The sequence below is a fragment of the Paracoccus sp. (in: a-proteobacteria) genome, from assembly GCF_047605025.1.
In the GTDB taxonomy this organism is placed as follows: Bacteria; Pseudomonadota; Alphaproteobacteria; order Rhodobacterales; family Rhodobacteraceae; genus Paracoccus.
The window spans coordinates 276948-300322 of the sequence record NZ_JASGGO010000001.1; the positions used below are offsets into that span (position 1 = coordinate 276948).

The window sequence follows — 23375 nt, forward strand, 5'->3', positions numbered from 1 at the left end:
TTTTCGCATTTCACCTCGGGCGTTTCCGGTCATCGGTCATGGATCGGAAACAAGTATGGAGGCAAACGCATGATCCACAAGAATTGGGCCGAACTGATCAAGCCCACCCAGCTTGAAGTCAAGCCGGGCGCGGATTCGTCCCGCGTGGCCACGGTCGTCGCCGAGCCGCTTGAGCGTGGCTTCGGCCTGACGCTGGGCAATGCGCTGCGCCGCGTGCTGCTGTCCTCGCTGCAAGGCGCCGCGATCACTTCGGTGCAGATCGACAATGTGCTGCACGAATTTTCCTCGGTGCCGGGCGTGCGCGAGGACGTGACAGACATCGTTCTGAACCTCAAGGGCGTGACGCTGAAGATGGATGTGGACGCGCCGAAGCGTCTGACCCTCTCGGCCAAGGGTCCGGGCGAGGTCAAGGCGGGCGACATTCAGGAAACGGCCGGGATCTCGATCCTGAACCGTGACCATGTGATCTGCCACCTGGACGACGGCGCCGAGCTGCACATGGAAGTGACCGTTGCCAACGGCAAGGGCTATGTCGCCGCCGACAAGAACCGTCCCGAGGATGCGCCTATTGGCCTGATCCCGATCGACGCGATCTTCTCGCCGGTGAAACGTGTCAGCTATGAGGTCCAGCCCACCCGCGAAGGTCAGGTTCTGGATTACGACAAGCTGACCATGAAGGTGGAAACCGACGGTTCGCTGACCCCGGAAGACGCCGTGGCTTATGCCGCGCGCATCATCCAGGACCAGCTTTCGGTCTTCGTCAACTTCGACGAGCCGGAAACCGCGACCCGCTCGGATGCCGAGGATGGGCTGGAATTCGATCCGCGCCTGCTGAAAAAGGTCGATGAGCTGGAACTGTCGGTGCGTTCGGCGAATTGCCTCAAGAACGACAACATCGTCTATATCGGCGACCTGATCCAGAAGACCGAGGCCGAGATGCTGCGCACGCCGAACTTCGGCCGCAAGTCCTTGAACGAGATCAAGGAAGTGCTGTCGGGCATGGGCCTGCACCTGGGCATGGATGTCGTGGACTGGCCGCCGGAAAACATCGAGGATCTGGCCAAGCGTTTCGACGACCAGTTCTGAGTTTTCGGGGGCGGTTCGCCGCCCCCGCACGACCCGGGCGATCCCGCCCCAAGGAGAGCGGCCCGCCACGCATGGGCCGCCGGACAAAGCAAAAGACGTAAAGGAGAATCATCATGCGTCACGCCCGTGGCTACCGCCGCCTGAACCGCACCCACGAACATCGCAAGGCGCTGTTCGCAAACATGGCCGGCTCGTTGATCGAGCATGAGCAGATCAAGACCACGCTGCCCAAAGCCAAGGAACTGCGCCCCATCGTCGAGAAGCTGATCACGCTGGCCAAGCGCGGCGATCTGCATGCCCGCCGCCAGGCCGATGCGCAGCTGAAGCAGGACCAGCATGTCGCCAAGCTGTTCGACGTTCTGGGCGCCCGCTACAAAGATCGTCAGGGCGGCTATGTCCGTATCCTGAAAGCCGGCTTCCGCTATGGTGACATGGCGCCGATGGCGATCATTGAACTTGTTGATCGTGACACCTCTGCCAAGGGCGCTGCCGACCGCAGCCGTCTGGAAGCCGAATCGAACGCCGAAGAAGCCTAAGAACTTAATAATTTCTTAGGGTTATTGGACTAAATAAGCCCGCAGCCATGAACTGGCTGCGGGCTTTTTGCAACACAAGGCCGAATTCATTGGATTTAAGCAACCACCGGATGCGGTCTGCGCGGATGTAGGGTCCGCATGGTAGGCCCTGATTTACAGGGAAATTCATCTCTAGGGGGTAGCGGAAAGCGTAAAAGTGACCGTTTCGGTAACAAATCGTTAACAAAACTCTGAATTGGCGCGCAAAACACCGCTCGCAAAACCTGTCGCGCTTCAATACACTCAACCTATCGCCGTTTTTGATCTTCACCCGTAGAAAACTCAAGCTGTCCAAAACGTCATGTCGTCACGCGCGGAAATCAACGCTGCACTTGCAAAGCTCCGGAAGCTCTCGCCGGCGGGCTATTTTATCGGGTTGCACATCCGGTTCGCCGCGCCGCTGATGCAGTTCCAGACGTATAACAAGGAATGGTCCCTGCGCTATGCAGAGCGGGCCTATGCGCTGCGTGATCCGACGATCGCTTGGGGCTTTTCGACCACGGGGGCCTGCCGCTGGAGCGTTCTGCCCATTCCCGACCCCTTTGCCATCCTTCAGGATGCGGCCGATCACGGGCTGCATTACGGGCTTGCTGTGGCCTATGGCCCGATCAAGTCGCGCACGATCTGCGCCTTTGCGCATGACAAGCGGGAATTCATGGATGACGAGATCGAAGTGATCTCGGACACGATTCGGCGGCTTCATGACATGACTGAGCCGCCGGAGAGCCTGACGAAGGCTCAACAAGAGGCCCTTCGGTGCATCGCAGAGGGGGATCGACATGCAGCGGCGGCTGCCAAACTTGGTATTACGGAGAGCGCATTCAAGGCACGTCTCATATCGGCGCGCGAACGTCTCATGGCGCGTACGACTGCCGAGGCGCTGCAACGGGCTAAGGACTACCGCTTGCTGTAACTGAAAAACGGTCCGCCTGCGTGCGGTTCCAACCTGGGGGCCACCACCCACCACAACCCCAGGAGACTACCATGCAGACCACCACCCTGTCGTTCGCCAATCTCCACAACCATGGCGAACTGTTTGCAAATATCTTCCGCGCTCGGAAGCAGAGTTTCATCGTTCAAAAACGTTGGGATCTGCCCCAGACGGACGACATGGAGTTTGATCAATACGATACCCCGATGAGCCGCTGGGTCGCGATTCATGAACGGGGACATGTGCTTGCCGGGGTCCGTCTTACCCCTTCGACCGCGAAATGCGGTATGTATTCCTATATGATCCGCGATGCCCAGTTGGATCTGCTGGGCGGCTCGATCCCGCCGAATCTGCTGGACGCTCCCGCCCCGGTCGAGGCCGGCACATGGGAGGCCAGCCGGCTGTTCGTGGACCACACCATCCCGCAGCGCGCGCGGCGCCGCGTCCACCTGAACCTGGTTCAGGAGATGTCGAACTCGGCCAGGGCGCTGGGTGCGTCGAAGCTGGTCTGCCTGGTCGCCTCGACCTGGCCGCGCTGGCTGGTGCCCTGCGGTCTGGAAGCCCGCGCCTTGGGTCCGGTGATCTGGATCGACGACGGCTATTTCCAATGCGTCGAGATCAACCTGCTAAGCAAGATGCACTGATCCGTACCCGCATGTCAGGACCAGCCTTTGCGGGGCCTTTCGCCCATCCGCGCGGCGGCGTAGACTGCCGCCCGCATGGCTGATCTGTTCGATACCGCGCCCGCCGAGGGCGCCCCTTCGCGTGACGCGAGCCGTCCGCTGGCCGACCGCATTCGGCCGGCGCGGCTTTCCGATGTCGTGGGCCAGGGCAAGGTGCTGGGCGCCGATGGTCCCCTGGGCGCGATGCTGGCTTCGGGCAGTCTGTCCTCGGTGATCCTCTGGGGGCCGCCCGGCGTCGGCAAGACCACCATCGCCCGACTTCTGGCCGCGCAGACGAACCTGGCCTTCGTCCAGATCTCGGCGATCTTTTCCGGCGTGCCGGAGCTGCGCAAGGTCTTCGAGGCCGCCCGCCTGCGCCGCCAGCAGGGGCACGGCACATTGCTGTTCGTCGATGAGATCCACCGCTTCAACAAGGCACAGCAGGATAGCTTCCTGCCGCATATGGAGGACGGGACCATCACCCTGGTCGGGGCGACGACCGAAAACCCCAGCTTTGAATTGAACGCCGCGCTGCTGTCGCGCGCCCAGGTCATCGTGCTGGAGCGGCTGACGCTGGCCGACCTGGAACTTCTGGCCCAGCGGGCCGAGCAGGAAACCGGCCGCGCCCTGCCGCTGACCGCCCAGGCGCGCGAGCGGCTTTTGGAAATGGCCGATGGCGACGGCCGCGCCGGGTTGAACCTGATCGAGCAGGTCCTGGCCTGGAAGGTCTCGGGCAAGCTCGACACCGACCAGCTTTCCCGGCGGCTGATGCGGCGGGCGGCGAAATACGACAAGTCGGGGGATGAACATTACAACCTGATTTCGGCCCTGCACAAATCCGTGCGCGGCAGCGATCCCGACGCCGCGCTTTACTGGTTCGCGCGGATGCTGGAGGGCGGCGAGGATCCGCGTTACCTCGCGCGCCGCATCACCCGCATGGCGGTCGAGGATATCGGCCTGGCCGACCCGGCGGCGCAGCGCCATTGCCTGGACGCCTGGGCGCTTTACGAGCGCCTGGGCAGTCCCGAGGGCGAACTGGCGCTGGCGCAGGCGGTGATCTATCTGGCGCTGGCGCCCAAGTCGAATGCGGGCTATGCGGGCTACAAGGCGGCGCGCGACCTGGCGCGGCGCTCGGGCAGTCAGATGCCTCCGGCCCATATCCTGAACGCGCCCACCGATCTGATGAAGGATCAGGGCTATGGGGCGGGCTATCACTATGACCACGACGCCGAGGACGCTTTCTCGGGGCAGAACTATTTCCCCGAGGGCATGAAGCGCCCGGTGCTTTACGCCCCGGTCGAGCGGGGCTTTGAGCGCGAGTTGAAAAAGCGCGTTGAATGGTTCGCCGGCCTGCGTCAGAAGCGCCGTTCAGAGGGCAAGACATGAATAATTTCCTGATGGTCGCGCTGGGTGGCGCGATCGGTTCGACGGCGCGATATGGCGTCAATATCCTGGCCGGGCGGGTCGCCGCCGGTTATCCGCTGGGCACGCTGGCGGTGAATATCCTGGGCTGCTTCGCAATGGGGCTGCTGGCCTCGGTCCTGGCGCTCAAGGGCGTCCAGCATCTGGCGCCCTTTCTGCTGACGGGCGTGCTGGGCGGTTTCACCACCTTCTCGGCATTCGCGCTGGACACGATGACCTTGTGGGGACGGGGCGAGCAGGCCGTCGCGCTGGTCTATGTCGCGGCCTCGGTCGGGGTCTCGGTCCTGGCGGTGATGGCCGGGCTTTCCATCGGACGGGGGGTCTTCGCATGAGCGGCGTCCAGACCATCCACATCGGCGCGGACGAGGGCGAGCAGCGCCTGGACCGCTGGCTGAAGAAGCGTTTCCCGCAACTGACCCAGGGCGCGGTGGAAAAGATGTGCCGCACGGGTCAGTTGCGCGTCGATGGCGGGCGGGTCAAGGCCAATACCCGGCTTGAGGCGGGGCAGGAGGTGCGCGTGCCGCCTCTGCCCGACGGCGCGGCCCCGCCAGCACCGGCCAAGCCCCGCCTCAAGGCGTCGGATGCCGAGATGATCCAGTCCTGCGTGCTGTGGCGCGACGAGCATATCATCGCGCTGAACAAGCCGCCGGGCCTGCCTTCGCAAGGGGGCAGCGGCCAGGGCGACCGGCATGTGGACGGGCTGACCGAGGCGCTGATGTTCGGCTACAAGGACCGGCCGAAGCTGGTGCATCGCCTGGACAAGGACACGTCCGGGGTGCTGCTGCTGGCGCGGACCGACCGCATCGCGCGTTCCCTGTCCGAGGCGTTCCGGCACCGGCTGACGCGCAAGATCTATTGGGCCGCCGTGGCGGGCGTGCCGCATCCGCGCATGGGCTCGATCAAATACGGTCTGGTGAAGGCGCCGGGGCGCGGCCGGATGGGCGAGGGCGAGAAGATGGTCGCCGTCCTGCCGGCCGATGTGGCGACGACCGAGGGTGCCAAGCGCGCGCATACCGATTACGCGGTGCTGTCGGGCCTGGGCGGGCGGGTCGCCTGGGTCGCCATGGTCCCGGTCACGGGCCGCACGCATCAGCTTCGCGCCCATATGGCCGAGATCGGTCATCCGATCGTGGGCGACGGCAAATATGGCGGCTCGGGTCAGGAAAACCTGGGCGACGGCTGGGGCGCGCAACTGGGCGGAGAGATCAGCCGCAAGCTGCACCTTCATGCCCGCCTGATCCGCTTTGAACATCCGATCACCAAGAAGCTGATCACCATCACGGCGCCGATGCCCGAGCATATGGCGCGGACCTGGCACACGCTCGGCTGGTCGGCCCAGGACGTGCCCGAAGACCCGTTCGAGGAGGCATGATGCGCCTGGTCGTCTTTGATGTCGATGGCACGCTGATCAACAGCCAGCACGAGATCGTGCAGGCGATGAACCAGGGCATGCTGGATGCCGGCCTGCCCGAGATGGAGCCGCGGCGGATCCTCTCTATCGTCGGCCTGTCGCTGCCCGTCGCGGTCGCGCATCTGCTGCCGGGCGGGGGGCCCGATCTGGTGGCGCGCGTGGTCCAGGGCTATCGCGATGCCTTCGTCGCCGCCCGCGCGGCGGGGGCGGTGCCGCCGCTTTATCCCGGCGCGCGTGACTGTCTTGAGCTTCTGGCCTCGCAGGAGCGGGTCTTTCTGGGCATCGCCACCGGCAAGCCGATGCGCGGGCTGATCGCCATCCTTGACGCGCATGGGCTGTCGGGGCATTTCGTCACCCGGCAGACGGCGGATGGCCATCCCTCGAAGCCCCATCCCGCGATGCTGGAAAGCGCGCTGGCCGAGGCCGGCGTCGCGCCTGCCCGCGCGGTGATGATCGGCGATACCAGTTTCGACATGGAGATGGCACGCGGGGCCGGGGTCGCGGGCTTCGGCGTCGATTGGGGCTATCACCCGGCGGCGGATCTGCACGCGGCGGGGGCGGCGCTGGTCGCGCCGGATTTCCCGGCGCTGACCCAGGCGGTGATGGACTGGACCCGGACGGAGCACCCGGCATGAGTGAATGGAAGGCGCGGCGGTTCTGGAAGGCCGCCGAAACGCTCCAGGCCGAGGGCGGCTGGGAGGTGATGCTGGACGCCCGTCCCCTGCGCACGCCGGGCAAGCGCCCGCTGCTGCTGCCGACGGCGGATCTGGCCCTTGCCATCGCGCGGGAATGGGACGCGCAGCCCGACGTGATCGACCCGAACACCATGCCGCTGACCCGCGCGGCCAATTCCGCGGTCGAGCGGGTCGGCCCGCAACTCGACGCGGTGGCCGACATGCTGGCCGAATATGGCGCGACCGATCTGCTCAGCTATCGCGCCGAGGCGCCCGAGGCCCTGGTCAGCGCCCAGGCCGAAGGCTGGGACCCGCTGATCGACTGGGCTGCGACCGAATTGCGCGCGCCCTTGCGCATCACCCATGGCGTCCTGCCCGTGCCCCAGGATGGCGCGGTTCTGCTTAAGTTGCGGGCAGAGTTGTCGAACCTGGACAAATTCGGTCTGACAGCTTTGCACGATTTGGTCACGCTGCCCGGTTCCTTGATCCTGGGGCTTGCGGTGATCCGGGGCCGGATCACCGCCGAGCAATCCCATGCGCTGTCCAGGATAGATGAGAATTTCCAGTCGGATAGATGGGGCTGTGACGAAGAGGCCGAGGCCGCCGCCGCCGCGCGGCTTGAGGCGATGCGGCAGTCCTGGCGGTTCTGGAGCCTTAGCCGCCCGCGCTGAAGCGCTCGGCATATTTCTTGACGCATTGATCAACATAGGCACAATGCCGCTTATGGGGGCAGTCGAACCCTGCGCCCAGATCCCATCGGGTTGGATGAACAGCCCCAAATTCTGCCGGTTCCCGCAAAGGGAACAAAGGACAACAGAGAGGACTCCCATGAAGAAATCTGCACTCTTCGGCTCGGTTACCGCGCTTGCCCTGGTGGCGACGGGGGCCATGGCCGCTGAAGGCGATACGCTGAAAGAGGTCAAGGCCCGCGGCGTGTTGAATTGCGGCGTGAACACCGGCTTGATCGGCTTTGCGGCGCCGGATGCGAGTGGTAACTGGTCTGGTTTCGACGTGGCCTATTGCAAGGCCGTCGCGGCCGCCGTGCTGGGCGATGCGGCCAAGGTGAAATATGTTCCCACCACGGGGCAGACGCGCTTCACCGCGCTGTCCTCGGGCGAGGCGGACATCCTGGCCCGGAACTCGACCTGGACCTATCAGCGCGACACCGACCTGAAGCTGGATTTCGTCGGCGTGAACTATTACGACGGTCAGGGCTTCATGGTGCGCAAGGACCTGGGCGTCAGCTCGGCCAAGGAACTGGACGGCGCCACCGTCTGCATCCAGACCGGCACGACGACCGAGTTGAACCTGGCCGATTACTTCAAGGCCAACGGCATGACCTATCAGCCGGTCAACATCGATTCGAATGCCGAGGGCGAGCAGCAATACATGGCCGGCGCCTGCGACGCCTATACGACCGACGCTTCGGGCCTGGCCGCGACCCGCGCCAGCTTCGCGGACCCGGAAAACCACATCATCCTGCCCGAGATCATCTCGAAGGAACCGCTTGGCCCGGCCGTGCGCCATGGCGACAGCAATTGGGGCGATATCGGCCGCTGGACGCTGTTCGCCCTGATCGCCGCCGAGGAATACGGGATCACCTCGGCCAATATCGATGAGCTTTCCAAGTCCTCGCAGAACCCGGAAGTGCAGCGCCTTCTGGGCAGCACCGACGATCTGGGCAAGATGATGGGCCTGGACGCCGAATGGGCCAAGCGTGCCATCAAGGCCGGCGGCAATTACGGCGAGATCTTCGCGGCCACCATCGGCGAGCAGACGCCCATCGGTCTGGCCCGTGGCCTGAACGCGCAATGGACCCAAGGCGGTCTAATGTATGCGATGCCGTTCCGCTGATCACATCGCCATCCGGGCGGGGTCCTAAAGGCCCCGCCCTTTTCGTCATTGTGACGACCGGCCAAAGAGAGGGCGAAAAAGCCCCACGGACGCCGGAATTCAGGGGGTTCATCCATGGTAAACTATCCGGGGGCGGTCAATCCGCCGTTCCGCCTATCGATGCTGATCTATGATCGGCGCTATCGGTCGCTGACCATCCAGGTTGTCGTCTTTCTTCTGGTCATGGCCGTCGCGGCCTGGCTGATCGACAATACGCTGCGCAACCTTGCCATCATGGGCAAGACTTTCAGCTTTGATTTTCTGTTCCGGCGCGCGGGCTATGACATCCCGCAGCAATTGATCCCCTATCGCTCGGACGACACGCATCTGCGCGCGACCACCGTGGGGCTTTTGAACACGCTCCAGGTCTCGATCCTGGGCTGCATCTCGGCCACGCTGCTGGGCGTGGTCGTGGGGGTGCTGCGGCTTTCCTCGAACTGGCTGATCGCGCGGCTGATGACGGTCTATGTCGAGGTTTTCCGCAATATCCCGCTGCTTTTGTGGATCCTGGTGGTGCTGGCGATCTTTACCGAGGTCCTGCCCCCGCCGAACGCCTATCGCGGCGACAATCCGGCCGCCGGCATGATCCTGTTCGACATGGTGGCACCGACGAACCGCTATACCGCCATCCCGTCGATCGGGATGACGAATCCGCCCGGCACGATCGCGCTTGGGCGCGAGGGGATCAGTTGGGCGCTGGTCGTCTATGCGGCTGTCATCGCGGCGGCCATCGCGATCCATCGCATGATCCGCGCGCGGGCGCAGCGCATCCAGGACCAGACCGGCAAGCGACCCTCGACCTGGGCGACATCGCTGGCGCTGTATGTCGTGCCGCTGCTGGTGCTGACCTGGTATTTCGGCCTGCACCTGATCCCGCCGGCCATGCGCGGCTTCAACTTCACCGACGGCATCAACCTCTCGAACAGCTTCGTCGTGCTGTGGCTGGCGCTGACGCTTTACACCGGGGCCTTCATCGCCGAAATCGTGCGCGCCGGGATCATGTCGGTCAGCCGAGGCCAGTCCGAGGCCGCCGCCGCCCTGGGCCTGCGGCCCGCCCGCACCATGTCCAAGGTGATCCTGCCGCAGGCGCTGCGCGTCATCATCCCGCCGCTGATCTCGCAATATCTGAACCTGACCAAGAACAGTTCGCTGGCCATCGCCGTGGGCTTCATGGACCTGCGCGGCACATTGGGCGGCACCACGCTGAACCAGACCGGACGCGAGATGGAATGCATGGTCCTGCTGATGGGGGTTTATCTGCTGCTCAGCCTGCTGATCTCGGGCGGGATGAACATCTTCAACAGCCGCGTCAAGCTGAAGGAGCGTTGAGATGAGCCAGACCCACGCCCAGACCGTCGCCTTCGTGCGCGACACCATGTTGCCGCCCGAGCCGCCACCAGTCAGCCAGTCCGGTGTGATCAGATGGCTGCGCGAGAACCTGTTCGCAGGGCCGATGAACATTTTCCTGACAATCCTGGGGCTGGCTCTGTTGTGGCTGGTGGCCAGCGCGGTCGGTCCCTGGCTGTCGCATTCCGTCTGGAACGCGAACAGCATGGGCGAATGCCGCAAGATCATCGCCGAGACCTGGGGCGAGGGCGCGCATGGCGCCTGCTTCGCCCTGGTCAAGCATCGCTGGAACCAGTTCGTCTTCGGCTTCTACCCGCCCGCGCTTTACTGGCGCCCGGTGCTGGCCTTCGGCCTGCTGTTTCTGGCGCTGGCGCCGGTGCTGTTTTCGGAAAGCCGCAAGGCACGCTGGGCCGTTCTGGGCCTGGCCATCGTGCTGACCTTCCTGGTCTCGCTGATCCTGGGCGCGCCGCTGGTGGCGTTGCTGGGCATGGCGGTCCTGATGCTGGCTTGGGCGTTTCTGATCGAGACGCGGCCCGGCCTGGCCTTGCTGGCAAGCTGCCTTTATCCCTTCCTGGCGGTCTGGCTGCTTTGGGGCGGCTCGCTTTGGGGGCCGGTGATGGCACTGGCCGGCTTCGTGATCGGCTTTTTCGTCTGGCGGACGCTTGTCCTGCGCTTCGGCATGCTGGCCTTTGCCATCGCGGTGGCGGTGGCGGTGCTTTGGTGGCTGGTGATATCGGCCCATGTCGGCGGCGTGCTTCAGGCGGTGCTGCCGCTGCGGCTGCAAGCGGTGTCGTCGAACAGTTTCGGCGGGTTCGTCCTGTCGATCACCATCGGCGTCGCGGGGATCGCGCTGTCCCTGCCGCTGGGGGTGATCCTGGCGCTGGCGCGGCGCTCGGACCTGCCGGTGGTCAAGATGTTCGCGGTGATGTTCATCGAGTTCATCCGGGGTGTGCCGCTGATCACGCTGCTGTTCGTGGCCTCGCTGCTGTTGAATTACTTCCTGCCGCCGGGCACGAATTTCGACATCATCCTGCGCGTGATCATCATGGTGACGCTGTTCGCCGCCGCCTATATGGCCGAGGTGATCCGGGGCGGCTTGGCTGCGCTGCCCAAGGGGCAATATGAGGCTGCCGACGCGCTGGGGCTGGACTATTGGAAGGCGCAGCGGCTGATCGTGCTGCCGCAGGCGTTGAAGATTTCCATTCCGGGGATCGTCTCGACCTTCATCGGCATGTTCAAGGATACCACGCTGGTCGTCTTCGTGGGGCTTTTCGATCCCCTGAAGGCCATGGCCGACACCATCCGCGCGAGCTTCGAATGGAAAGGCGCCTATTGGGAGCCCTATATCTTCGTCGGCTCGATTTTCTTCATCCTCTGCTTCGGCATGTCGCGTTACTCCATGTATCTGGAACGCCGGCTGAAGCGCGACCATCGCTGAGGAGCATTTCCATGCAGACACAGACGCAATCGCAACTGGGCGGCACCGCCATCGAGATCAGCAAGCTGAACAAGTGGTATGGCACCTTTCACGTTCTGCGCGACATCGACCTGAATGTCAGCCGGGGTGAGCGGATCGTGATCGCCGGCCCCTCGGGTTCCGGCAAATCCACGCTGATCCGCTGTATCAACCGGCTGGAAGAGCATCAGTCGGGCAAGATCGTCGTCGACGGGACAGAACTGACCAACGACCTGAAGAACATCGACAAGGTGCGATCCGAGGTCGGGATGGTGTTCCAGCACTTCAATCTGTTCCCGCATCTGACCATCCTGGAGAACTGCACCCTGGCGCCGATCTGGGTCCGTAAGATCCCCAAGAAGCAGGCCGAGGAAACGGCCATGCATTTCCTGACCAAGGTGAAGATCCCCGACCAGGCGAACAAATATCCGGGCCAGCTTTCGGGCGGGCAGCAGCAGCGGGTGGCGATCGCGCGCTCGCTTTGCATGCGGCCCCGGATCATGCTGTTCGACGAGCCGACCAGCGCGCTGGACCCCGAGATGATCAAGGAGGTCCTGGATACGATGATCGAACTGGCCGAGGATGGGATGACCATGCTGTGCGTGACCCATGAGATGGGTTTCGCCCAGGCCGTGGCGCACCGGGTGATCTTCATGGACCAGGGCCAGATCGTCGAGCAGAACACCCCGAAGGAGTTCTTCAACAACCCGCAGAGCGAGCGGACCAAGCTGTTCCTGTCGCAGATCCTGGGGCATTGAGGCAAAAGGGGGGACTTCGCGTCCCCCCATCCTTCGCGGGCGCGAAGGATTCCCCCTGCGGGATATTTGGACAAGAAAGACTTTGTTGCCCATCCTGCACGCAGCAGGCTATCCTGTCCCAAGGGTATTGCGGGGGGATTGGATGAACCAGACCATCTTTCTTTTGCTGGGGGCGTTGGGGCTGGCCGGGATTGGCTCGTTGGTGGCAAGCAATGACGATGACGAGGCCCCGGAAGAGCCCAGCGATCCCTTCGGCGGACGCGAACGGGTCGAGGGCACTGATGAGGACGACACCATCGCCGGCACGGATGCCGACGAAGCGATCCAGGGCCATGCGGGGGAGGATTCCATCGACGCGGGCGCGGGCGACGATGCGGTCTGGGGTGGCTATGGCGACGATACCGTCAGCGCCGATGCGGGCGATGACGAGATCTATCTGGGTTCGGGCGACGATCTGTATGGCGCGCTGGACCTGGGGGCCGAGGAGGGGGCCGACACCATCGACGGCGGCTCGGGCAGCGACACCATCATCACCAATCTGGGCGAGCATTCTGTCCTGGGCGGGACGGGCGATGACGAGATCGGCGATTACGGCGGCACTGTCCATATCGATGGTGAGGATGGCGACGATCTGATCCTGTCGGCCGATGCTTCGGACCCGGATGCGCCCGATACGCTTCTGGGTGGCGATGGCGACGACACCATTCATGCTGGCGCGCATGACATCGTTGATGGCGGGGATGGGAGCGACCAGATCGTTCTGCGCAGCGATGCCGGCGGGGCGGCCCAGATCGCCTATTCGGGTTCGGACCAACTGACCGTGACGCTGGCGGCCGATTACGACGGCGAGGAAGCCTATACGCTGGTCCAGGACGGCGATGATGTTCAGGTCGTGGTGGATGGCCAGGTTCTGGCCCTGCTGCTGGATGCGCAGGCCGATCAGGTCGGCACCATCACCCTGCTGCGCGAGGCGGTCAGCTGAGAGGAAGGGGGCGCCGGCGGGGCGCCCCTGTCCCATGTCGCGTCAGATCGCCGATTTCAGCGATTCCTCAAGGTAAAGCTCGCGCAGGCGGGTGGCGACGGGGCCGGGGGCGCCGTTTCCGAGCGTTGCGCCGTCGATCTCGACCACCGGCAGCACGAAGGCCGAGGCCGAGGTGAAGAACGCCTCATCCGCTGCCTGGGCCTCTTCGATGGTGAAGGGGCGTTCCTCGATCTGCATCTGCGCCTCGGCGGCATAACGCAGCAGCGAGGCGCGGGTGATGCCGTGCAGGATCTCATGCGAGAGAGGGCGGGTGATGATGCGGCCGCCCTTGACGATATAGACGTTGTTCGAGGTGCCCTCGGTCACGAAGCCGTCCTCGACCAGCCAGGCGTCGTCTGCGCCCCTGGCTTTCGCCTCCATCTTGGCGAGCGAGGGAAAGAGCAGTTGCACCGTCTTGATGTCGCGCCGCGCCCAACGCTGATCCTGGACCGAGACCACGCGCAGTCCGGTCCGGGCCTGGGGGTTGTCGGCGAGGCCGGGCTTAGACTGGGTGAACAGCACGACCGTCTGGGGCGTGTCCTGGGGCGGGAAGGCGAAGTCGCGGTCGCCCGGATTGCCGCGCGTCACTTGCAGATAGATGATGCCCTCGTCGATCCCGTTCAGCTCGACCAGTTTGCGATGCACGTCCAGCCATTCCTGATCCGAGAGCGGGTTGCCCATCTGGAGTTCCGCCAGCGAGCGGTTCAGCCGCGCGAGGTGACCCGGAAAGTCCAGGAGCTTGCCTTGCAGCACGCTCGTCACCTCATAGACGCCATCGGCCATGACGAAGCCGCGGTCGAAGATCGAGACCTTGGCCTCGGCCTCGGGCAGGTATTCGCCGTTCAGATAGACGGTGCGGGTCATGCTGTGCTCCTGTGCTGGTGTTGCGGGCGTCCTGCGCCGAAACGCGGGATGCGTCAAGTCGCCCGGTATGGATGCAGGTGCAGAAATACGCTTGAGACGGGTGTCGCAACTATCTATCACCTTGTCCAGTGAAAGCGAAACATCCTTACCGAAAGGCTTGCCATGTCGTTCCGCACGCAACCCGCCGCCCCCGCCCGGCTGAACCGCTGCCAGCTTTTCGGCCCCGGCTCGCGCCCGGCCTTGTTCCAGAAGATGGCCGGCTCGGCCGCAGATGTGGTCAACCTGGACCTGGAGGATTCCGTCGCCCCCGACGACAAGGCGCAGGCGCGCAGGAACGTCATCGAGGCCATCGGGGATGTGGACTGGGGGGACAAGACGCTGTCGGTGCGAATCAACGCGCTGGACACGCCCTATTGGTATCGCGACGTGGTGGATCTGCTGGAGCAGGCGGGCGACCGGCTGGACCAGATCATGATCCCGAAGGTCGGCAATGCCGCCGATGTCTATGCGGTGGATGCGCTTGTTTCCGCGATCGAGGCGGCCAGGGGGCGCGCCAAGCGCATCGGCCTTGAGGTGATCATCGAGAGCGCGGCGGGCATCGCCCATGTCGAGGAGATCGCGGCCAGCAGCCCGCGCTTGCAGGCGATGAGCCTGGGCGCCGCCGATTTCGCGGCCAGCATGGGCATGGCCACGACCGGCATCGGCGGCACGCAGGAAAACTATTACATGGCGCATGAGGGCGCGAAATACTGGTCCGATCCCTGGCATTGGGCGCAGGCGGCCATCGTCGCGGCCTGCCGCACCCATGGCGTGCTGCCGGTCGATGGGCCTTTCGGCGATTTCAGCGACGATGACGGTTTCCGCGCGCAGGCGCTGCGCTCGGCCACGCTGGGCATGGTCGGCAAATGGGCGATCCATCCCAAGCAGGTGGCGCTGGCCAACGAGGTCTTCTCGCCCAGCGAAAAGGCCGTGCGCGAGGCGCGCGAGATCCTGGCCGCGATGGACGAGGCGAAGAAATCTGGTGCCGGAGCGACGGTCTATAAAGGGAGACTGGTTGACATAGCGTCCATACGTCAGGCACAAGTGATCGTGCGGCAGGCAGAGTTGATCAGCGCCTAGGCCGTGACGGAATTCCTGGGCGGCCATTCGGGGAGGCTTGGCCGTCATATCGGGGGAGGGGCAACAGGTCTTGCGAAAGCAGGGCCTGTTGTTTTTTGGGCGGTCCCTTTTGCTATCTGTAGATAAGTATTTGAAAGCCCTTCAAGATTTTTTGCGCTCTGCCTGCCCTGTTCGGGGCAGGTGACCTGGCGGCGGGTTCAGGAGACGGCCTTCTGCCGCATCTCGTCATGGCGTTTCAGCGGGTCCGGGGTGCGGTTGCGCGCGTCCAGCAGCGGAATTGGTGATTCGGCGACGGGGGGAATCGCCTCGCCATGCGCCGCGCCCATAAGCCGCGTCGGGGCCGAGAGCGAATCCTCGATCAGCCGCCGCGCGCCTGTCGCCTGCGCGGTCTTGATGCCGTGGTTGCGGTCTTGAATGCCGATCTGTTTCATTGCCTTTGAGCCTTTGCTCTTCGTGAAGCCGGCAGCAGATAAAGATTAACCCCGCCTTTCACAAGGCCGATGACTTAGATGTGAGCAGACGGGGCGAGGCTATGCCTGAAAGTTCAGCGCAAGACGAATCGGCTTGCAAGGAAGGGCTCCGGGTCGGAGATCCTGCCCTGGCGCAGGACCAGCACGCGGTCGCAGATCTGATGCAGCGGCGCCGGATCATGGCTGGTGAAAAGACATGCCAAGCCGTGCCTGCGGCGCAGGCGCGCCAGCAGATCCAGCATCTGTGCCCGTGCCTGCGGGTCCAGTCCGGCCAGCGCCTCGTCCAGAAGGATCAGACTGGGGCGCAGGACCAGCGCCCTGGCCAGGGCGATGCGCCGGCGCTGCCCGTCCGGGAATTCCCGCACCCGCCGCCGCATCGCGTCGCCCGAGATGCCGACATCGTAAAGCGTTTCCGCCACGCGCTCGCGCCAGTCGGGCGGCCGGCCGGTCAGGTGGAACGGCTCGGCGACCAGCCGCTCGACCGTCCAGCGGGGGTTCAGGCTGGTGGAGGGGGTCTGGAACACCGCCTGCATTTGGGCACGGAGCGGCTTTGGCACGCGGCCCGCGATTACTGGTTGGCCGTCCAGCAGGATCCGGCCACCCTGGATCGGCTCCAGTCCCAGAAGCGCGCGGATCAGCGTGGACTTGCCGCTGGCCGGAGCCCCCGCCAGTCCCAGTGATTCGCCTTCGCGCAGGATCAGGCTGGCTTGGTCCAGCATCCGCAGCGTGCCGGGCTTTCCATCCGGCGTGGCACGGGGCAGGGGATGGTCGCGCGTCACGCCGCGCGCCTCCAGTAGCGCCCGTCGCGGCGTCGGAGCGCGCAGCAGAAGGCGTGGCGGCGGGGGAACGGCCAGGAATTCGCGCGTGGACGGATGGGCGCGGCCCGAGAACAGGTCCGAAGGGCAGGCCGCCTCGATTATGCGGCCGCGCTGCATCACCGCCACCTGGTCCGCCAGTTCCCGCACCGCCGACAGGTCATGGGTGATCAGCAGCACCGCCATGCCTTGCTGTTGCGCCGCCTGCCTCAGCAAGGCCAGGATCGCGCCTTGGGCCAGTGAGTCAAGATCGTCCGCGATCAGCAGGCGGGGGCGCCGCGCCAGCGCCAGCGTAAGCGCCAGCCGCTGGCATTGGCTGTCCGAGATCTGATGCGGATAAAGCGCCGAAGGAAGATCCCATGCGTCTGGCCCGGCCGGGTCCAGCCGGGCGCGTGCCATCGCCTGGCCGATGGGCCGCATCGGGTCCAGCCCGGCCCGCGGATCGGGCGGGATCATCGCGATGTCGCGACCCAACAGCCGATGCCGTGCGCGCGGATCCAGGGCCAGCAGGTTGCAGTCCTGCATCACGGCCTCGCCCTCGGTGGTCATTCCGGGGGGCAGGCGCCCCAGCAGCGCCCGCGCCGCCAGCGACTTGCCCGCGCCGTTTTCGCCGATCAGCGCGGTGATCCCGCCCGGATGAAGATCAAGGCTGACATCCTGCAAGAGCCTTGCGCCCTTGAACTGGACCCCCAGCCGGCGCAGTTGCAGAAGGGGCGTCTTGGGCGCGGGGGTCATGGCCCTGCCTCTGGGCGGTCACGCAGTCCCAGTCCCAGCAGGGCGGCGCCCAGCCCGGTCAGCAGGATGGCCAGGCCCGGCACGAAAGCCCCGCCCTGGGCCCCGTCCTGGGCCAGCATCAGGCCCCAGCTTTGGGAGGGCGGCTGCACGCCCAGCCCCGCGCGGGACAGGGCGGCCTCGGCCAGGATGCCGAAGCCGAAAAGCAGCGGGGCCAGGACGGCCAGCCGGCGGGCGATATGGGGCAATACATGTTCCAGTGCGATGCGGCCGCGGCTTTTTCCCGCCAGTTCGGCGGCGCGGATATGGTCCCGCCGCCAGATCGGCCTTGCCGCCCGCCGCGTGACCCAGGCGGCGACCGAAGCGTCAAGGAAAGCGATGGCCAGCGCGGCGTGCAGCCCCGAACGCCCCAGCGTCCCGATGCCCAGGATCAGTGCCAGGACCGGAAGAAGCAGGGCCAGCAGCCGCACCGGGCGGCGCGCCAGCCCCAGCGGCACGCCCAGGCCCAGGCCAAGCGCCGCCGCCGCCAACGCCACCGCGACCGAGAGGCGGGCGCCCAGCATCGCCAGCGCCGCCATGTCCCTGCCCGGCATGTCGGTGCCCAGCCAATGCGCGGCCAAGGGTGGCTCGGGCGGCGGGGTCGGCGTCAGGGCAGTCGGGTCATCAGGCATCCAGACCAGGCTTGTCGCGGCGGCCAGCAGCGCCGGTGCGACAAGCATCGCGCCGATGATCGCCGCGCCCCTCATCCTTGGCCCGGTCCGGTGCGGGCCGGGGCAGGATCGGAACGGCTTGGGGATGGGGGCGGTTCTTGGTGCATGACGCGACGCTAATCGCCGCGTGACCCAAGGTAAACCTGCCCAAAACGCCGGATCGGCGGCGTCAGGGCAGCTCCAGCTTGCCGATCAGGGGCAGGTCGTCGCTGGCATCGACGGTATGACGCTCGATCAGGCGATGGACCTGGGGCGGCGCGCTGCCCCGGTGCATGCGGTGCAGAGCCTCGTAATTCTCGAAATCAGCCTTGGTGCGGCGCAGGTTGTGGCGGACATATTCGTCCCATGTGGCGATGTGATAGCTCTCGGACCAGGATTCGGGGTGTTCGACATCGCGCAGCAAAGCCCAGTTGCGTGCGCCGTCGCGCCGCCGCACGTCGCGCCGCCGCGCCATCAGGCGCAGGAATTCAGGCACGTCCTGCTGGTCGATCCTGTAGTCGATGATCACCATGATCGGTCCCGAGCGCCCGCGCAGGTCCAGCTTCAACTGCGGCTCGCGGAAGCTGTTGATGGGGTCCAGGTCCAGCGTGCCGAATTCGGGGATACGGAACCAATGGCCCAGCACCGCTCCCAGGACCAACGGCAGGGCGGCGCAGGCCAGCGCCGTGTCGATGCCGTAATCCGAGGCGATCGAGCCCCAGATCCAGCTTCCGATCGCCATGCCCCCGAAGGTCGCGGTCTGATACAGCGCCAAGGCCCGCGCCACCACCCAGCGCGGCGTCGAAAGCTGGACCGAGACGTTGAACAGCGACAGCGCCAGCACCCAGCTTGCCCCGGCGGGCAGCATGGCCAGCGCATGCAGCCAGACCCGATCCGTGAAGGCCAGGATCAGCGCGGCCAGCGCGAAGCCCAGGAAGGCCAGGCGCACGATGCGTTCGTTGCTGAACCGCTCGCGGATGCGGGGATTGACCACCGCCCCCGAGATCGCGCCCAGCCCGTAGCAGCCCAGAAGCAGCCCGAAAAGCAGCGACCCGCCCTCGGGGTGGCTTTTCGCGACCAGGGGCAGCAGGGCCAGGATAGAGATGGCGGCGAAGCCGAACAGCGCGCCGCGCGCCAACACCCGCATCAGGTTCGGCGACAGCGCGACATAGCGCAGGCCTGCGCCCACGGCCGAGACGAAAGGCTCGCGCGTGGTCAGCCGGGCCGGGGTCCTTGGGTGCCAGCGCAGCAGGGCGCCCAGCAGCGGCGCATAACTTAACGCATTGACCGCGAAGGCCGCGGCGGCGCCGAAGACAGCGGTGACGATCCCGCCCGCCGCAGGCCCCACGCTGCGCATCAGGTTGAAGCCGACCGAGTTCAGAGTGACGGCGGCGGGCAGATCCTCGCGCGGGACAAGATCCCCCATGCTGGCCTGCCAGGGCGGGTTGTAGACCGCCTGACCCACCCCGATCAGGAAGGTCAGGACCAGAAGGATCGCCGGCGTCATCCAGCCCTGCCAGGTCAGCACCGCCAAAAGGACCGAAACCGCCGCCATGAAAACCTGCGCCCCCAAGAGCAGCGTGCGGCGGTCGAAGTTATCCGCAAGCGCCCCCGAGATCAGCGCGAAAAGCATGATCGGCAGCGTGTTCGATGCCTGGACCAGCGCGATCAGCGTGGCCGAATCGGTCAGCTGCGTCATCATCCAGGCTGCGCCCACCGATTGGACCAGGCCGCCGAAATTCGAGATCAGCGTGGCCGACCAGAGCAGGCGGAAATCGCCATGGCGAAAGGGGGCAAAGGCGCTTTTGCGTGGCGTCGTGGCAGGCATGGATCTTTTTCGAACGATCTTTGACCGGGGCTGCGTGCCAACCTTATCAGGCGCGTCGGCGGGGGCAACCATCCGTTGCCCGATTCCCGCGCGTGGCGGTATATATTTCGTGCATTCAATAAATGATCGAAGATTGTCCCACATAGCCGCCCAGGATTCGGAGGATCTTGAGATATGCTGGTGGAAATCGCCGAAGATCGGGATTTCATTTCCGCCGTTCCGGCTATTCTTCGAACAATCTTTTCTGAAAGGGGCGCGGAGATGAAGATCGTTGTTCTGGGGGCGGGTGTCGTCGGCGTGACTTCGGCCTGGTATCTGGCCAAGGCGGGCCATGAGGTCACCGTGGTCGACCGCCAGCCCGGCCCCGCGCTTGAGACGAGCTTTGCCAATGCGGGCGAGATTTCGCCGGGCTATTCCTCGCCCTGGGCGGCGCCGGGCATTCCGCTCAAGGCGCTGAAATGGATGTTCCAGCGCCACGCCCCGCTGGTGATCCAGCCGCGCCTGGACATGCACCGCCTGGGCTGGATGGCGCAGATGCTGCGCAACTGCACCCATGCCGCCTATGCGGTGAACAAAAGCCGCATGGTCCGCATCGCCGAATACAGCCGCGACTGCCTGGCCCTTCTGCGCGACGAGACCGGCATCGAATACGACCAGCGCACCCAGGGCACCTTGCAGGTCTTTCGCAAGCAAGAGCAGTTGGACGGCGCGGGCAAGGATATCGAGGTGCTGCGTGCCGATGGCGTCCCCTTCGAGGTGCTGGATCGCGCGGGCTGCATCGCCGCCGAGCCGGGTCTGGCGGGTGCGGCGGGTCGCATCGTCGGCGGCCTGCGCCTGCCCGGCGACGAGACCGGCGATTGCTTCAAGTTCACCAACCGCCTGACCGAGATGGCCGAGGCGCTGGGCGTCCAATTCCGTTGGGGCGTCAACATAAAGGGGATCGAGGCCGAGGGCGGCCGCGTCTCGGGCGTCGAAACCGATCAGGGACGCCTTGTCGCCGACCGCTATGTGCTGGCGCTGGGGCCGCATTCGCCGCAATTGGCCCGTCCCTTGGGGCTGAGGCTGCCGATCTATCCGCTTAAGGGCTATTCGCTGACCATCGAGATCGAGGATGAAAGCCGTGCCCCGGTCTCGACCGTGATGGATGAAACCTACAAGATCGCGATCACGCGTCTGGGCAACCGCATCCGCGTCGGCGGGCTGGCCGAGATCGCTGGCTATGACCTGAGCCTGAACCCGCGCCGCCACGCCACCCTGGCGAAATCGGTCGGCGAGATGTTCGTCGGCGGGGGCAACCCGGACAAGGCGCGGTTCTGGGCCGGGCTGCGCCCGATGACGCCGGATGGCACGCCCATCATCGGCGCGACGCCGATTCCGAACCTGTTCCTGAACACCGGCCACGGCACGCTGGGCTGGACCATGTCCGCGGGTTCGGGCCGGGTGCTGGCGGATCTGATCTCGGGGCGCGCGCCCGATATCGAGACCGTGGATCTGGGCTATGCGCGCTATATGAAAGGCGCGGCCAAGGCGGCGCAAAGCGCGATGCGGCCCGTTCGTGCCTGACCCCGAGGCCGATCCGGCGCCCGATTCGGCGCTCGGCTTGGCGGGGTGGGAAAATCTGCCGGGACCGAAAAATCGGTGACTCCCTTTGAAGGCAGCGAAGGGGGCGGGCGCTTTTAGGCGCGTTGGGTCGGCGGCAGGATCGCCGCGCCGATGGTGGTGCGAAAGGCCGAGCCGAGAGGCGGGCGGGCGCCAGACCAACCTTAGGGAGCAGGACGCCTGTGACCACGGCCATGGCGGGCGGGATTTGCGGCCGGTTCGACAGCCGGACTTGGCGAAGGGTCCCGGATTTCCGCGCCTCACTGGGTTTTCATCGCGGCGGCGGGGGCGGGGCCGGTTCAGGATCATTCCGCAACAGTCCCGTGGCGAATTCCGCGCGGCGGGCGGGTTGTCCTTGACGCTGCCTGTTCTCGGGGGCCTTTGGATCCATCGACATCGCGGCGGCCTCTGCTCGGCCTTGCCGCGACAGGACGAACCGAACTGCTGCCACGGCCGCGCGAATGCCGCGCGGGACCGTCTATCGAAGGGATGAACAGATGCGAATTGCTTCGCTGATGCTGGTGATGGGCCTGGGGCTTGCCGCCTGCGCGCCGACGCCGCCCGAAACTCCGTCCGCGCCCTCGGTCGGAACAGGGATCTATGGCGCGCGCACCGATTCCGGCCCCAATGGCGAGCCGATCGAGATCCACGCCGTCCGCCAAGCCTATCTGAATGAGCGTAATACCCGCCAGCATGTGGCCTATAACGGCCCGGAAGCGCCGGGCACCATCGTCGTCGATCCCTATGCGCGGTTTCTTTATTACATCACCGCGCCGGGCGAGGCGACGCGCTATGGCGTGGCCGTGGGCCAGGCGGGCAAGAACTTCCAGGGGACGGCCACGATCAACCGCAAGCAGGCTTGGCCAAGCTGGACGCCCACCGCGAACATGGTCCGCACCCAGCCCGAGCTTTACGGCCCGCTGAAGAACGGCCTGGGCGGCGGGGTGGACAATCCGCTGGGGTCGCGCGCGCTGTATCTCTACAAGGGTGGCCGGGATACGATGTATCGCATCCACGGCACGATGGATCCGTCCTCGATCGGCAAGGCCACCTCGGCCGGCTGTATCCGCATGTTCAATCAGGACATCATGGACCTGTTCGAACAGGTGCCGACCGGCACCAGCGTCAAGGTGCGCACCCAGGCCGAGAGCATCCAGATGGAAGGCCCGCTGACCCAGATGCCGGACGGCTATCTGGTGCCCTCGGGTCCGACGCTGGCCAGCAACCCCTGACGGGTTTTCTCGCCCTGGTCCTTGGGTTCGGGGCGAATTCCATCTGGTGGGTGGCGATCCGGCATGGCAGGATTCGCTTTGCGGAGGAAAGCCCAAAGGATTGACATGGCCCCGACTGATCCGAACACCGCCACGCCCGAGATCCCGGCGGCGGGGATGATCCAGGACAATACCCGGCCCGAGGCCCTGCAAGGTTTGGACCATTCGGGGCTGAACGCGCTGCTGCGCGACCTGCGCGAGCGCAAGGCCGCGACCGAGGACCCGGCTCAGCAAAAGTTTCTGGCGCAGGCGATCCGGCGCGCCGGGGCCGAAAAGCGCCGCCGTGCCGCTCAGAACCCAAAGCCGCCGGCGGGCGAGGCCAAGGGGCCGAAATCGCTGGCCAAGGCCCATCGCAAGGCCAAGGCTGACGAGAAGGCCCGCAAGCAGGCCGAAAAGGCCGAGAAAAAGCGCGTGAAAGAGGCCGAGAAGGCCGAGCGCAAGGCGGCCAAGGACGCCGCCCGCCAGGCCGCCAAGGCCCAGAAGGCCCGCGCCAAGGCCGGGAAGCCGGAAAAGGCGCCGAAGCCCGCCCGGCGCGCGGACGGCGTCAAGGCCGAGAAGGCCGCGCGGGAAAAGCCCGCGAAGGAAAAGGGTCGGGGCGCGGGCGTCAAGGGCGAAAAGGGCTGACCCGGCACGGGTCATGGCGCCGCCCATGCCGCTGCGGGGAACTGGTCCCCAAGGGCCTGCCTGCCTTCGAATCGGAATGTCGGGGACCGGCCTTCTGGCAAGGTAGTTTTCATCGCGATCCGATCTTG

At 65.5% G+C, this 23375-nt stretch carries 23 protein-coding genes; 18 read left to right on the plus strand and 5 right to left on the minus strand.

The genetic code is table 11. The features are described from left to right. Positions 1–69 precede the first annotated feature (69 nt). From QM682_RS01320 to QM682_RS01385, 14 genes are all read left to right on the plus strand, one after another. Positions 70–1086 (plus strand): DNA-directed RNA polymerase subunit alpha, encoded by a 1017-nt coding sequence (locus QM682_RS01320; protein ID WP_415126300.1) that lies wholly within the window; start codon positions 70–72, stop codon positions 1084–1086. A 113-nt stretch (positions 1087–1199) separates the two neighbouring features. Continuing rightward, positions 1200–1622 (plus strand): 50S ribosomal protein L17, encoded by a 423-nt coding sequence (gene rplQ, locus QM682_RS01325; RefSeq protein WP_415126302.1) that lies wholly within the window; start codon positions 1200–1202, stop codon positions 1620–1622. 340 nt (positions 1623–1962) lie between these two features. Continuing rightward, positions 1963–2574 (plus strand): autoinducer binding domain-containing protein, encoded by a 612-nt coding sequence (locus tag QM682_RS01330; RefSeq protein ID WP_415126304.1) that lies wholly within the window; start codon positions 1963–1965, stop codon positions 2572–2574. Positions 2575–2645: 71 nt separating this feature from the next. Continuing rightward, complete coding sequence (locus QM682_RS01335) at positions 2646–3236, plus strand: acyl-homoserine-lactone synthase (RefSeq protein WP_415126306.1); 591 nt, start codon at positions 2646–2648, stop codon at positions 3234–3236. Between the two features lie 75 nt (positions 3237–3311). After that, entirely contained in the window at positions 3312–4640 is a 1329-nt protein-coding gene (locus QM682_RS01340; RefSeq protein WP_415126308.1) for a replication-associated recombination protein A, read from the plus strand. Beyond that, entirely contained in the window at positions 4637–5008 is a 372-nt protein-coding gene (gene crcB, locus QM682_RS01345; protein ID WP_415126310.1) for a fluoride efflux transporter CrcB, read from the plus strand. Before QM682_RS01340 ends, crcB begins: the two co-directional genes overlap by 4 nt. Next, the gene (locus QM682_RS01350) at positions 5005–6048 is read left to right on the plus strand and encodes an RluA family pseudouridine synthase (protein WP_415126312.1); all 1044 of its coding nucleotides are present in this window, start codon (positions 5005–5007) and stop codon (positions 6046–6048) included. Before crcB ends, QM682_RS01350 begins: the two co-directional genes overlap by 4 nt. After that, on the plus strand, positions 6048–6722 hold the full coding sequence (locus QM682_RS01355; protein WP_415126314.1) for an HAD-IA family hydrolase: 675 nt from the start codon (positions 6048–6050) through the stop codon (positions 6720–6722). Before QM682_RS01350 ends, QM682_RS01355 begins: the two co-directional genes overlap by 1 nt. Continuing rightward, entirely contained in the window at positions 6719–7432 is a 714-nt protein-coding gene (locus tag QM682_RS01360; protein WP_415126316.1) for an ATP12 family chaperone protein, read from the plus strand. The genes QM682_RS01355 and QM682_RS01360 overlap by 4 nt, the downstream gene beginning before the upstream one ends. A gap of 157 nt (positions 7433–7589) precedes the next feature. Continuing rightward, positions 7590–8615 carry an amino acid ABC transporter substrate-binding protein gene (locus tag QM682_RS01365; protein WP_415126318.1) on the plus strand — a complete coding sequence of 342 codons (1026 nt, stop codon included), beginning with the start codon at positions 7590–7592 and terminating at the stop codon, positions 8613–8615. A 114-nt stretch (positions 8616–8729) separates the two neighbouring features. Next, complete coding sequence (locus QM682_RS01370) at positions 8730–9983, plus strand: amino acid ABC transporter permease (protein WP_415126320.1); 1254 nt, start codon at positions 8730–8732, stop codon at positions 9981–9983. A 1-nt stretch (position 9984) separates the two neighbouring features. Beyond that, positions 9985–11439, plus strand: coding sequence for an ABC transporter permease subunit (locus tag QM682_RS01375; RefSeq protein WP_415126322.1), 1455 nt, complete (start codon positions 9985–9987; stop codon positions 11437–11439). Between the two features lie 11 nt (positions 11440–11450). Further along, positions 11451–12215 (plus strand): amino acid ABC transporter ATP-binding protein, encoded by a 765-nt coding sequence (locus QM682_RS01380; protein WP_415126324.1) that lies wholly within the window; start codon positions 11451–11453, stop codon positions 12213–12215. A 142-nt stretch (positions 12216–12357) separates the two neighbouring features. After that, positions 12358–13197: a calcium-binding protein gene (locus QM682_RS01385; protein ID WP_415126326.1), complete on the plus strand. Its 840-nt coding sequence runs from the start codon at positions 12358–12360 to the stop codon at positions 13195–13197. A gap of 42 nt (positions 13198–13239) precedes the next feature. Here the strand turns inward: QM682_RS01385 and QM682_RS01390 are convergent, their stop codons facing one another. Further along, positions 13240–14100 carry a D-amino-acid transaminase gene (locus tag QM682_RS01390; protein WP_415126328.1) on the minus strand — a complete coding sequence of 287 codons (861 nt, stop codon included), beginning with the start codon at positions 14098–14100 and terminating at the stop codon, positions 13240–13242. A gap of 162 nt (positions 14101–14262) precedes the next feature. Here QM682_RS01390 and QM682_RS01395 point away from each other — a divergent pair, with 162 nt between their 5' ends. Next, a complete protein-coding gene (locus QM682_RS01395) occupies positions 14263–15219 on the plus strand; it encodes an L-malyl-CoA/beta-methylmalyl-CoA lyase (protein WP_415126330.1) in 957 nt (318 codons plus the stop codon). Positions 15220–15416: 197 nt separating this feature from the next. Here the strand turns inward: QM682_RS01395 and QM682_RS01400 are convergent, their stop codons facing one another. The 4 genes from QM682_RS01400 to QM682_RS01415 form a co-directional block, all read right to left on the minus strand. Continuing rightward, positions 15417–15650 (minus strand): hypothetical protein, encoded by a 234-nt coding sequence (locus QM682_RS01400; RefSeq protein ID WP_415126332.1) that lies wholly within the window; start codon positions 15648–15650, stop codon positions 15417–15419. 113 nt (positions 15651–15763) lie between these two features. Beyond that, the gene (locus QM682_RS01405; protein WP_415126334.1) at positions 15764–17239 is read right to left on the minus strand and encodes an ATP-binding cassette domain-containing protein; all 1476 of its coding nucleotides are present in this window, start codon (positions 17237–17239) and stop codon (positions 15764–15766) included. Then, the gene (locus tag QM682_RS01410; RefSeq protein WP_415126336.1) at positions 17236–17982 is read right to left on the minus strand and encodes an ABC transporter permease subunit; all 747 of its coding nucleotides are present in this window, start codon (positions 17980–17982) and stop codon (positions 17236–17238) included. Before QM682_RS01410 ends, QM682_RS01405 begins: the two co-directional genes overlap by 4 nt. Before the next feature lie 133 nt (positions 17983–18115). After that, entirely contained in the window at positions 18116–19753 is a 1638-nt protein-coding gene (locus tag QM682_RS01415; RefSeq protein WP_415126338.1) for an MFS transporter, read from the minus strand. A gap of 261 nt (positions 19754–20014) precedes the next feature. Here QM682_RS01415 and QM682_RS01420 point away from each other — a divergent pair, with 261 nt between their 5' ends. The 3 genes from QM682_RS01420 (at position 20015) to QM682_RS01430 (ending at position 23247) form a co-directional block, all read left to right on the plus strand. Next, the gene (locus QM682_RS01420; protein WP_415126340.1) at positions 20015–21316 is read left to right on the plus strand and encodes a D-amino acid dehydrogenase; all 1302 of its coding nucleotides are present in this window, start codon (positions 20015–20017) and stop codon (positions 21314–21316) included. 533 nt (positions 21317–21849) lie between these two features. Next, positions 21850–22584, plus strand: coding sequence for a L,D-transpeptidase (locus QM682_RS01425; protein ID WP_415126342.1), 735 nt, complete (start codon positions 21850–21852; stop codon positions 22582–22584). Between the two features lie 105 nt (positions 22585–22689). Continuing rightward, complete coding sequence (locus QM682_RS01430) at positions 22690–23247, plus strand: hypothetical protein (RefSeq protein ID WP_415126344.1); 558 nt, start codon at positions 22690–22692, stop codon at positions 23245–23247. Positions 23248–23375: the final 128 nt, after the last annotated feature.

Excerpts from the sequence above, each read along its gene's own strand:
- rplQ (WP_415126302.1), top strand. The coding sequence starts at position 1,200 with ATGCGTCACGCCCGTGGCTACCGCCGCCTGAACCGCACCCACGAACAT.
- QM682_RS01410 (WP_415126336.1), bottom strand. The coding sequence starts at position 17,982 with ATGAGGGGCGCGGCGATCATCGGCGCGATGCTTGTCGCACCGGCGCTG.
- QM682_RS01395 (WP_415126330.1), top strand. The coding sequence starts at position 14,263 with ATGTCGTTCCGCACGCAACCCGCCGCCCCCGCCCGGCTGAACCGCTGC.
- QM682_RS01350 (WP_415126312.1), top strand. The coding sequence starts at position 5,005 with ATGAGCGGCGTCCAGACCATCCACATCGGCGCGGACGAGGGCGAGCAG.
- QM682_RS01340 (WP_415126308.1), top strand. The coding sequence starts at position 3,312 with ATGGCTGATCTGTTCGATACCGCGCCCGCCGAGGGCGCCCCTTCGCGT.
- QM682_RS01430 (WP_415126344.1), top strand. The coding sequence starts at position 22,690 with ATGGCCCCGACTGATCCGAACACCGCCACGCCCGAGATCCCGGCGGCG.
- QM682_RS01390 (WP_415126328.1), bottom strand. The coding sequence starts at position 14,100 with ATGACCCGCACCGTCTATCTGAACGGCGAATACCTGCCCGAGGCCGAG.
- QM682_RS01335 (WP_415126306.1), top strand. The coding sequence starts at position 2,646 with ATGCAGACCACCACCCTGTCGTTCGCCAATCTCCACAACCATGGCGAA.
- QM682_RS01330 (WP_415126304.1), top strand. The coding sequence starts at position 1,963 with ATGTCGTCACGCGCGGAAATCAACGCTGCACTTGCAAAGCTCCGGAAG.
- QM682_RS01320 (WP_415126300.1), top strand. The coding sequence starts at position 70 with ATGATCCACAAGAATTGGGCCGAACTGATCAAGCCCACCCAGCTTGAA.
- QM682_RS01385 (WP_415126326.1), top strand. The coding sequence starts at position 12,358 with ATGAACCAGACCATCTTTCTTTTGCTGGGGGCGTTGGGGCTGGCCGGG.
- QM682_RS01380 (WP_415126324.1), top strand. The coding sequence starts at position 11,451 with ATGCAGACACAGACGCAATCGCAACTGGGCGGCACCGCCATCGAGATC.
- QM682_RS01400 (WP_415126332.1), bottom strand. The coding sequence starts at position 15,650 with ATGAAACAGATCGGCATTCAAGACCGCAACCACGGCATCAAGACCGCG.
- crcB (WP_415126310.1), top strand. The coding sequence starts at position 4,637 with ATGAATAATTTCCTGATGGTCGCGCTGGGTGGCGCGATCGGTTCGACG.
- QM682_RS01375 (WP_415126322.1), top strand. The coding sequence starts at position 9,985 with ATGAGCCAGACCCACGCCCAGACCGTCGCCTTCGTGCGCGACACCATG.
- QM682_RS01415 (WP_415126338.1), bottom strand. The coding sequence starts at position 19,753 with ATGCCTGCCACGACGCCACGCAAAAGCGCCTTTGCCCCCTTTCGCCAT.
- QM682_RS01425 (WP_415126342.1), top strand. The coding sequence starts at position 21,850 with ATGCGAATTGCTTCGCTGATGCTGGTGATGGGCCTGGGGCTTGCCGCC.
- QM682_RS01365 (WP_415126318.1), top strand. The coding sequence starts at position 7,590 with ATGAAGAAATCTGCACTCTTCGGCTCGGTTACCGCGCTTGCCCTGGTG.
- QM682_RS01370 (WP_415126320.1), top strand. The coding sequence starts at position 8,730 with ATGGTAAACTATCCGGGGGCGGTCAATCCGCCGTTCCGCCTATCGATG.
- QM682_RS01405 (WP_415126334.1), bottom strand. The coding sequence starts at position 17,239 with ATGACCCCCGCGCCCAAGACGCCCCTTCTGCAACTGCGCCGGCTGGGG.
- QM682_RS01355 (WP_415126314.1), top strand. The coding sequence starts at position 6,048 with ATGCGCCTGGTCGTCTTTGATGTCGATGGCACGCTGATCAACAGCCAG.
- QM682_RS01360 (WP_415126316.1), top strand. The coding sequence starts at position 6,719 with ATGAGTGAATGGAAGGCGCGGCGGTTCTGGAAGGCCGCCGAAACGCTC.
- QM682_RS01420 (WP_415126340.1), top strand. The coding sequence starts at position 20,015 with ATGAAGATCGTTGTTCTGGGGGCGGGTGTCGTCGGCGTGACTTCGGCC.